Below are 9230 nucleotides of genomic sequence, written 5' to 3' on the forward strand. Positions count from 1 at the left end.
GGGCAGCAGCGGCTGCACGAGGTGCCACAACGACTCCGGGCAGTACTTCTCCACATCACTCACACCCGTACAACGAATGATGTTGGTCCTCAACAACCCCTATCGAGATGCGGTCTAAGGCGGAGTTCGCCCTGCGAGGCCTCGTGCCCTAGCCGCCGGCCAATCGGCGGCCGTCGTTGCCGGAGACAACGTTCAGGCCCCAGCCGCGCTTCTGCGACACCTTGGTCATCTTGGTGACCTTGCCTTTGCGTCCGCCGGGGCAGGCCTGGCCCAGTTGCGGGGGCTGGGCGGTGCCCGAGACGCCCATGCTGGCGCCGGTGATCCAGAAGCCGGTCACCTTCCGCGCGTATCCGGTGGCGGCGGCGCGCCCGGAGTCCACGACGGCGGCGTGCCGCAGTTGCATGTAGCCCGCTTCCAGTCGGTACGTCGCCGGGAACGTGACCTTGCCACAGCCGACCGAGAAGTTCCCGTCGAGCCAGAAGCCGTGGACGAATTCCAGGGCGGGCGTCTTCGCGGCGAGCTGGGCCTCGGTCCACCCGAACGCCTTGCGCACGTCGCCGCTGCCCGCGAAGCCCTTCATCGTCTTGGGGTCATAGGTCACCGCGGCCGAGGCCGGAGCGGCGACGCCGAGCCCGGCGGCGAGCGCCGCACCGGCGACGCCGAGACGGAAGAGCACCTTCATATCAAACTCCTGACCTGCGGTTATCCATCAGAACCAACGATCATCCTCGGAGAAGGGCGCGGCGGGCAGGACAACGGTGAAGACGCTCCCGCCGCCCGGGGCCGGCGCGGCGCGCACCTGGCCGCCGTGGGCCTCGACGATCGCCTTCGTGATGGCCAGACCCAGCCCGGTTCCCTTGGTGCCGTGGCGCACGGCGTTGCCGGCCCGGAAGAACCGTTCGAACAGCCGGTCGTACTCGTCGGGCGGCACGCCGATACCGGTGTCGGCCACCTCGAGGCGCACCTCGCCGTCGATGTGCCCGCTGACCGTCACCGTCCCGCCGGGCGGGGTGTACTTGACCGCGTTGCTCATCAGGTTGTCGAGGACCTGACGAAGGCGTACGGGATCGGCCTGAACCGGAAGATGGCGGGGCACATCGACCGTGACCGTCAACTGCTTGCTGTCGGACGCGGGCCGGTGCGCCTGCACGACCTCGCGGATCAGCCGGGCCGCGGCGATCGGTTGCGGGTCGATGTGCAGCTGGCCGGCCTCGACGCGGGCCAGGTCGAGCAGGTCGTCGACGAGGTGCTGCATGTGCGCGGAGCGCCGGTCGATCACCTCGCCCAGGTGCCGCTGGTCGGGCGTCAGCTCGGCGTCCTCGAGCAGGGTCTCGCTGTAGCTGCGGATCGCCGCGAGCGGGTTGCGCAGCTCGTGGCTGACCATGCCGACCAGCTCGTCCTTGAGCTGGTTGACGTGGCGGAGCTGGTCGATCTGCTCGTGCTTGGCCGACGCGAGTTCCAGGGCGAGCTCCTCGGCCCGGCGGCGTTCCATATGCCGGCCCAGGTGGGCACAGACGCCGTCGAGCAGGTCGAGCACCTCGGGGTCGGGTTCGATCGGGGCGGCGGTGAAGAACAGCAGCACGCCCAGGATCAGCTCGCCGGAGCGGACCGGCACGCCGATCGCGCTGTGCAGTCCGGCCGCTCGCACCTGAGCGGCTTTCAGCACCGTACGGGGGTCATCGAGCACCTCGGTCAGCCACAGCTCGGCGCCGGCGGCCCAGATATGCCCGGCCAGCCCTTCGCCGTGGCGCACCTGCCGGGGCCGGTCGTTCACCTCGTGCCCCGGCGCCGCCCACGACCCGACCCGCGTGATCGTGCGGGTCTCGTCGTCGGCCTGCCAGAACTCGCCGAGCGCCCACTGCAGCCCGGCGCCGACCGCCGCGACCGTACGGTCGGCGGCCTCCCCGGCCGTGTGGGCGTCGGCCAGCCCGCGCGCCACGGCCAGCCGCAACTCGCGGAACGTCTCGGCGCGCCGCTGCTCGGTGATGTCGTGCAGGGCCACCACCGCCCCGAGCCGCCGCCCGTCCGGCGTCTCCAGCGGCCGCGCGTTCACGTGGAAGCGACGCCCCGGTGAGCCGCTGGGGGCGATCACCACTTCCGCGCCGTCGACCCGTTTCCCCTCGTACGCCTGCGCCAGCGGGACCTCCTCGGCGCGCAGAGGCGTACGCCCGTCGGGCCTGAACAGGTCGTAGGCGCGCGGCCAGTCCTCGGGCGGCAGCGACCTCGCGCCGCAGCCGTGGATGTCGCGCAGGGCCTGGTTGAACAGGGTCAGGCGGCCGTCCTCATCGCAGGCGCCGACCCCGGTGTCGAGACTGTCGAGCAGCGCCTGCAGGAAGGCGCGCTCGTGTTCGAGCTGGTGGCGCTCGTCGCTGCGGTCGCTGATGTCGTGCAGGAACGCGTGGAAACCGGAGTCGGACTGCTGCAGGCTCATCTCGACCGGGAACTCGGTGCCGTGCCGGTTACGCGCGGGCAGCTCGACCCGCCGCCCGGCCATCGTCGAGGCGCCGCCGCTGTGCATGCGGGCCAGCCCCGCCGAGTGCGCCGCCACGTGCCGCTCCGGGATGATCAGGTCGGCGATGGGCCGGCCGAGCGCCTCGATGGCCGAGAACCCGAAGAGCCGTTCGGCGGACGCGTTCCAGCCGGTCACCACCCCGTAGGCGTCGATCGCCACATGAGCGTCCGGCGCGTCGTCGAGCATCCGCCGCAGCCGGCTCGCCGAGGCCGCCAGCTCCCGCTCCCCCGCCCGCAACGCGATCTCGGTCTCGGCGGCCGCCGCCAGGTCCTCGATCAGCAGCAGCTCGCGCGGCTCCCACTCCCGGGGCCGGTCGTCGAGCACCCCGAAAGCGCCGAGCGGATACCCGTCCGGGCTGCGGATCGGAAAGCCCGCGTACGCCAGGACGCCGTCCTCGATCGCCGCATGCCCCGCCACCCGGTCGTCGACCCGCGCGTCGCAGACCATGAGCGGGGCGTCGGTGTCGACCACGGTCAGGCAGAACGAGTGCTCGGGCAACGGCCCGGAGCGACCGGCGACCGTACGGTGATCCGCCCCGACCAGGGACACCACGGCGTGGGCGGCGCGCAACTGATGGGCGGCCGTGCGCGCCAGCCGGTCCAGCGACGGATAGGGCCCCTGGTCGACCATGCCCGTGTCGCGCAGTCGCCGCAGCCGGACGGTGTCGCTCAGACGGCCGTCCGCACCGGTCGTGCCCGCTGTCGGCCCCACTCTCTCCGGTTCGGCCGGGCTCCGGCGGGCCTGAGGGAGAAAACGGAACTCGTCACTCAGACCTCTTGTCAGCGACGGAATCAGTGGGAGGATGGCTGCCAAACAAGGGTGATCCTGTGTCTGGAGATATCGTGACGGCCAAGAGCGTGCTGCACAACTTCATCGGAGGCGAGGCGGCCGCGCCCGCCGAGGGACGTTACGAAGACCTGATCGACCCGGCCACCGGCGAGGTGTTCGCCTCGGCCCCCGTCTCCGGCGAGGCCGACGTCGACCGGGCCATGCAGGCGGCCTCGAAGGCGTTCGAGGGCTGGCGCAACACCACCCCCAGCGAACGGCAGCAGGCTCTGCTCAAGTTCGCCGACGCCGTCGAATCCCGGGCCGGCGAGCTGGTGAAGGCCGAATCGCAGAACACCGGCAAGCCGCTGGGCCTGACCGCGAGCGAGGAACTGCCTCCGGCGATCGACCAGCTCCGCTTCTTCGCCGGCGCGGCCCGGCTGCTCGAGGGGCGCTCGGCCGGGCAATATCTGGCCGGCTACGAAAGCTACGTGCGCCGCGAGCCGATCGGCGTGTGCGCGCAGGTGACGCCGTGGAACTACCCGCTGATGATGGCGGTCTGGAAGCTGGCCCCGGCGATCGCGGCGGGCAACACGGTCGTGCTGAAGCCGTCGGACACGACCCCGGTCACAACGGTCATGCTGGCCGAGATCGCGGCCGAGTTCCTGCCGCCGGGCGTGCTGAACGTGGTCGTCGGCGACCGCGACACGGGCCGCCGCATGGTCACCCACCGCACCCCGCAGATGGTGTCGATCACCGGCTCGGTCCGAGCAGGAATGGAAGTGGCCCGGGTAGCGTCGACCGACCTCAAGCGCACCCACCTCGAACTGGGCGGCAAGGCCCCGGTGGTGGTCTTCGACGACGCCGACGTGGAAGCAGCGGCGGCGGCGATCGCCGAGGCAGGCTATTTCAACGCGGGTCAGGACTGCACGGCGGCCACCCGGGTGCTGGCGGCACCGGGGGTTTATTCGGACTTTGTGGCGGCGCTGACCGAGGCGGCCAAGGGCACGAAGACGGGCGCGGCCGACGACGAGGACGTGCTGTACGGCCCGCTGAACAACGCGCGCCAGTTCGAGCGGGTGTCCGGTTTCGTCGACCGTCTGCCCGACCACGCGGCCCTCAACACGGGCGGCGCCCGGGTCGGCGACCGGGGCTACTTCTATTCCCCCACGGTCGTCTCCGGCTTGAGGCAGACCGACGAGCTGATCCAGGACGAGGTGTTCGGCCCGGTCATCACCGTGCAACGGTTCGGCGACGAGGACGAAGCGGTGGCGTGGGCCAACGGCGTCGAGTACGGGCTGGCGTCGTCGGTGTGGACCCGCGACCACGGTCGCGCGATGCGGATGACGCAGCGCCTCGATTTCGGGTGCGTCTGGGTCAACTGCCACATTCCGCTGGTCGCCGAGATGCCCCACGGCGGTTTCAAGCACTCCGGGCACGGTAAAGACCTCTCCGTGTACGGCCTGGAGGATTACACCCGAGTCAAGCACGTGATGCATTCACTCGGATAAGGCTCATGGGGGCGGCTGGCGGGCCGCCCCCATGCTCAAGGAGCAGATCGAGTTCAACGAACGCGACCGTTCCTGAGCGGAGCCGGCCCGGGGGTCCCGGGGCCGGACTTTCTAGCGTTCCTGCAGCGCCCACGGGCTGCCGAACTCGACGAGCTTGTCGAGGAACGGAACGGGGTCGAACGCCTCGGCCCCGAGCACGCCGGCACCCTGCCACGTCCCCACCGCGAGAAGCTCGAGGGCGATGACCGGGTTCACCGCCGTCTGCCAGACCACGGCCTGGGCGCCGTACTCCCGCATCGACCACTCGTTGTCGACGAGGTGGTGCAGATAGACCTCGCGCGGGCGGCCGTCCTTGCCGGTGCCGGTCACCCACGTGCCGGCGCAGGTGACACCGGTCATCTTGGAGCCGAGCGTGGCCGGGTCGGGCAGCACACCCGCGACCACGTCGCGGGGTGACACCTCGGCGTCCCCGACCCGCACCTTCTCCGTACGGTCGAGGCCGAGCTTCCGCAGGGTCTTGAGGACGTCGATGAATTCGCTGCCCAGCCCGTATTTGAACGTCACCTTGCGGGCCTCGACCCACCGCGGGATCAGCAGCACTTCCTCATGCTCGACGTGAACGCACTCGACCGGGCCGATGCCGCCGGGAAATTCGAAGATCTCGGGCTCGGCGAACGGCGACATCGTGTACCAGCCACGTTCGCGCTCATAGACCACGGGCGGATTGAGGCATTCCTCGATGGTCGTCCACACCGAGAACGACGGTGCGAAGTCATACCCCTCGACGACCAGGTTCGAGCCGTCCCGTACGCCGATCTCGTCGATCTCGGTGAACAGGTGATCGGCGGCGTAGCGGGCGAAGATGTCGGAAAGCCCGGGCTCGACACCGATTCCCACGAGGGCCAGCAACCCGCTTTCGCGCCACGAGTCCGAGGCGTCGAATTGCTCGTCGCCCAGTTTCACGCCGCAGAGCCGATAGGGGTCGGTGGGGTGTGGCCGGGAAAGGGACATCGCCATGTCGAGATAGTGGGCGCCGGCGGCGTACGCCCCCTCGAAGACGGGCAGGACGAAGCGGGGGTCGACCGCGTTGAAAACGTGCGTGATGCCGTGCTCGAGGCACAGGGCGGCCACGGCGTCGGCGTTCGAGGCGTCGACTTTGGCGGCGACGAAACGGGGGTCGAACGTGGCGGCGACGGCTTTGGCGGCGCGGGATAGGTCGTAGTCGGCGAGGACGAAGAGGTCGAAGAAGTCGCGGCGGGCCGCGATGACGGCGGCGGCGGATCCGACTCCGCCCGCGCCGACGGCCAGGACGCGCATGCGGTACGCACCTTTCGGGGGAAATGGGACACCAAATCACTGAAACCGTGCTCCACGAGCCTTGACGCCACGGAAACACTTGTCAAGGGCGATCAACTCTGCGATAAACGCAGTCGATGGCGATGACCGAGCAGGCGACGCGCGTACGGATTCCATCGACGGTCACTAACCGAACGAGTGTTTCGATTGCCGTGCACCTGGCCGACGGGGAGAATCGCGGCGTGACGGCGGATGTGGCACTGGATGACATCAACAAGCTCATCATCGAGCACCTGCAGCGTGACGGGCGGATGTCCTACGCGACGCTGGCCAAGACCATCGGGCTTTCCGAGGCGGCCGTGCGCCAGCGGGTGCAGCGGTTGCTCGACGGCGGGCTGATGCAGATCGTGGCGGTCACCGACCCGCTCACGCTCGGGTTCGCGCGGCAGGCGATGGTGGGCCTGAAGGTGAACGGGGACCTGCGCGCGATCGCCGACGAGATCGCCGACATCCCCGAGGTCGACTACGTGGTGATCTGCGCGGGGGGCTACGACCTGCTGGTCGAGCTCGTCTGCACCGACGACGAGCACCTGCTCGACCTGCTCAACGAGAAGATCCGTACGGTCAAGGGGGTCACCTCGTGCGAGACGTTCATGTATCTGAAGCTCGCGAAACAGACGTACGCGTGGGGTACTAGATGATTCCGTCCTTCTGGCTGAGCACCCTCGGGCCCGTGACGCCGCGGCCGCCGCTGGACGGCGACCGTTCGTACGACGTCGCGATCGCCGGGGGCGGCTACACCGGACTGTGGACGGCGTACTACCTGGCGCAGGCCGCGCCGCACCTGTCGATCGTGGTGCTCGAGGCCGAATACTGCGGGTTCGGCGCCTCGGGTCGCAACGGCGGCTGGGCGTCCGGCCTCTTCCCGGTCAGCGAGGCCAAACTGACCCGCCGCTACGGTGCCGATCGGGCCACCGCGATGCACGAGGCGCTGGCCGGCGCGGTCGACGAGGTGGGCCGGGCCGCGACCGCCGAGGACATCGACTGCCACTACGCCAAGGGCGGCACGATCTCCCTCGCCCGCTCCCCCGCCCAGCTGCGGCGCGCCCGCAAGTCCCCCGGCTTCCTGCCCGCCGCCGAGGCCAAGTCGATCTGCGGCGCCACCGACGTGCTCGGCGGCATCTACAGCCCGCACTGTGCCGCTTTACACCCAGCCCGTCTCGTACGAGGCCTCGCGTCCGCCGTCGAGCGGCGCGGGGTGACCATCCATGAGAAGACGCGCGTCGTCGCCCTGAGCCGCGGCTCGATCGTCACCGACCGCGGAACCGTCACGGCCGGCACGGTGGTGCGCGCCCTCGAGGGCTACACGGCCCAGCTGCCCGGCCACCGGCGCGCCCTGGCCCCCGTCTACTCCCTGATGATCGCCACCGAGCCGTTGCCGCCGTCCGACTGGGACCGCATCGGCCTGTCCCGCCGCGAGACGTTCACCGACGAACGCCACATGATTATCTACGGCCAGCGAACGGCCGATGATCGCCTCGCTTTCGGCGGTCGCGGCGCGCCCTACCATTTCGGATCGCGGGTGTCGCCGTCCTACGACCGGGTCCCCTCGGTCTTCGACAGCCTCCGCCACACCCTGACCGACATGTTCGGCATCCGCCCCGAGATCGCCTACCGCTGGGGCGGCCCGTTGGGGATCCCCCGAGACTGGATGCCCAGCGTGGGCCTTCACGACGGCGTGGCCTGGGCCGGCGGCTACGTGGGCGACGGCGTGGCCGCGGCGAACCTGGCCGGCCGCACCTTGGCCGACCTGATAGCCGGCAACGAAACCACCCTGACCGCTCTGCCGTGGGTGGGCCACCGCTCCCGCCAGTGGGAACCGGAACCGATCCGCTGGCTGGGCATCAACGCGGCCCTGCGAGCCACCACCCTCCGCGACACCCTGGAGAAACACCCCACTCCGGCGCGCTGAAACGAAGAACCGCCGGGTTGGTCGCCATCGCGCGGGAGTCTTCACGATCTCGAGCAGGCCGGTGATCTTGCCGTGGTCGGTCAGCACGGCCCGGTTCACGTCGTTCGTCGAGCCGGTCATCAGGTCGTACTTCTTCATGGCCCGGGGCGGACTCGGCGGTCAACTTCACCCAGCGACCGGAGTGGCCGGCGATCTCGGCCCCGGCCTTGGCGATCGTGGACCCGGCGTGCAGGGCGGAGCTGAGCCGTTGCAGCTCCTTCGTGGTCGGCCAGGGTCGGCCTGGCAGTACCGCCGGCGTCGGCGGCCTCACTATGGTCCGCTCGTTCGGAGAATGTCACGAAAAGGCCCAGGGCGGAGCGCGCCGGCTTCCGATAATGGGTTCAACTGGCTTCTCTACCACTGCCTTCAGGGATTCCTGCGCCAAAGACCGAAGTCGCGGATGAGTGGGCCCTCAGCTCACCGTTGACTTCGATCTGCGAATTTTCCCCAAGAGTGGCGCTCTGTAGGTCGACAACCTGTGGCGCTGCTACCACGCTGTCGAAAACGAGCTTGCAGCCGGAGATCTCCGCGTCGCTGAAGTCGGTAAGACTCCCTTGGTTGAATCGCGTTCCGGTGAAGCGTACTTGCCCCCCCTTTCAGGCGAGCTCTGTGGAATCGAATGTTCGCCCCGTCCTCCAGGTCGGCCTCGTACAGGCCCACCTCACCGGACGTGATCGTGCAGTTGTCGAAGATGACGTGCGCCTGCGAGATCTTCGTTCGATGCAGCAGGGATTTGTTCTCATCCACTTCGGCGTACCCGACGCCGCCGAGCGAGACGACGCCCCCACGGAAAAGTGAATTGATGAAGATGATCGTTCCACGCCGGAAATCCCCGGCGTACAGCTCTACCGAACCGCCGCGGAAATCCGCATCCCAGAAGTTGATGGTTCCGCCATCCAGAACGATTCGTTGCATCTGGAGCCGGCCACCGACGAATACCGCGCTGGAGAGATTGATAGTGGCAGTCGAGCCCAGATGAATGTCGGAGAGCAGCCCTCCGTCGACCACGGAACCCGCACGGCCGTTTCAACATCATCCCGTGAGGCCGAGGATGGTGAATGGCCTGGTCATTTCGCGGTTGGCCCAGCGGGTGGCTTCGGTGATGTTAGTGCGGCCGGCCAGGCGTAGGGCGTTG

Annotated in this window: 7 protein-coding genes; 3 read left to right on the forward strand and 4 right to left on the reverse strand. The window is 69.2% G+C overall.

Annotated features, from left to right (window positions below; genetic code table 11):
• Window positions 1-148: 148 nt before the first annotated feature.
• Both EER30_RS46405 and EER30_RS46410 read right to left on the reverse strand, forming a co-directional pair.
• Window positions 149-682: a hypothetical protein gene (locus tag EER30_RS46405; RefSeq protein ID WP_127509679.1), complete on the reverse strand. Its 534-nt coding sequence runs from the start codon at window positions 680-682 to the stop codon at window positions 149-151.
• A gap of 27 nt (window positions 683-709) precedes the next feature.
• Window positions 710-3223, reverse strand: a complete 2514-nt coding sequence (locus tag EER30_RS46410; protein WP_127509682.1) for an ATP-binding protein — start codon at window positions 3221-3223, stop codon at window positions 710-712.
• 131 nt (window positions 3224-3354) lie between these two features.
• On the opposite strand from EER30_RS46410, the gene EER30_RS46415 reads away from it, so the two are divergent.
• Window positions 3355-4788: a gamma-aminobutyraldehyde dehydrogenase gene (locus EER30_RS46415; RefSeq protein WP_127509684.1), complete on the forward strand. Its 1434-nt coding sequence runs from the start codon at window positions 3355-3357 to the stop codon at window positions 4786-4788.
• A 111-nt stretch (window positions 4789-4899) separates the two neighbouring features.
• On the opposite strand, the gene EER30_RS46420 is transcribed toward EER30_RS46415, so the two are convergent.
• Complete coding sequence (locus EER30_RS46420) at window positions 4900-6105, reverse strand: saccharopine dehydrogenase family protein (protein ID WP_127509687.1); 1206 nt, start codon at window positions 6103-6105, stop codon at window positions 4900-4902.
• A 221-nt stretch (window positions 6106-6326) separates the two neighbouring features.
• Here EER30_RS46420 and EER30_RS46425 point away from each other — a divergent pair, with 221 nt between their 5' ends.
• Together EER30_RS46425 and EER30_RS46430 are read left to right on the forward strand one after the other, a co-directional pair.
• On the forward strand, window positions 6327-6785 hold the full coding sequence (locus EER30_RS46425) for an Lrp/AsnC ligand binding domain-containing protein (RefSeq protein WP_205650730.1): 459 nt from the start codon (window positions 6327-6329) through the stop codon (window positions 6783-6785).
• Window positions 6786-6817: 32 nt separating this feature from the next.
• The gene (locus EER30_RS46430; protein WP_240670766.1) at window positions 6818-8056 is read left to right on the forward strand and encodes an NAD(P)/FAD-dependent oxidoreductase; all 1239 of its coding nucleotides are present in this window, start codon (window positions 6818-6820) and stop codon (window positions 8054-8056) included.
• 456 nt (window positions 8057-8512) lie between these two features.
• On the opposite strand, the gene EER30_RS46435 is transcribed toward EER30_RS46430, so the two are convergent.
• Complete coding sequence (locus EER30_RS46435) at window positions 8513-9103, reverse strand: hypothetical protein (RefSeq protein ID WP_127509696.1); 591 nt, start codon at window positions 9101-9103, stop codon at window positions 8513-8515.
• Between the last annotated feature and the right edge of the window lie 127 nt (window positions 9104-9230).

This window comes from Actinoplanes solisilvae (assembly GCF_003999975.1).
In the GTDB taxonomy this organism is placed as follows: domain Bacteria; phylum Actinomycetota; class Actinomycetes; order Mycobacteriales; family Micromonosporaceae; genus Actinoplanes; species Actinoplanes solisilvae.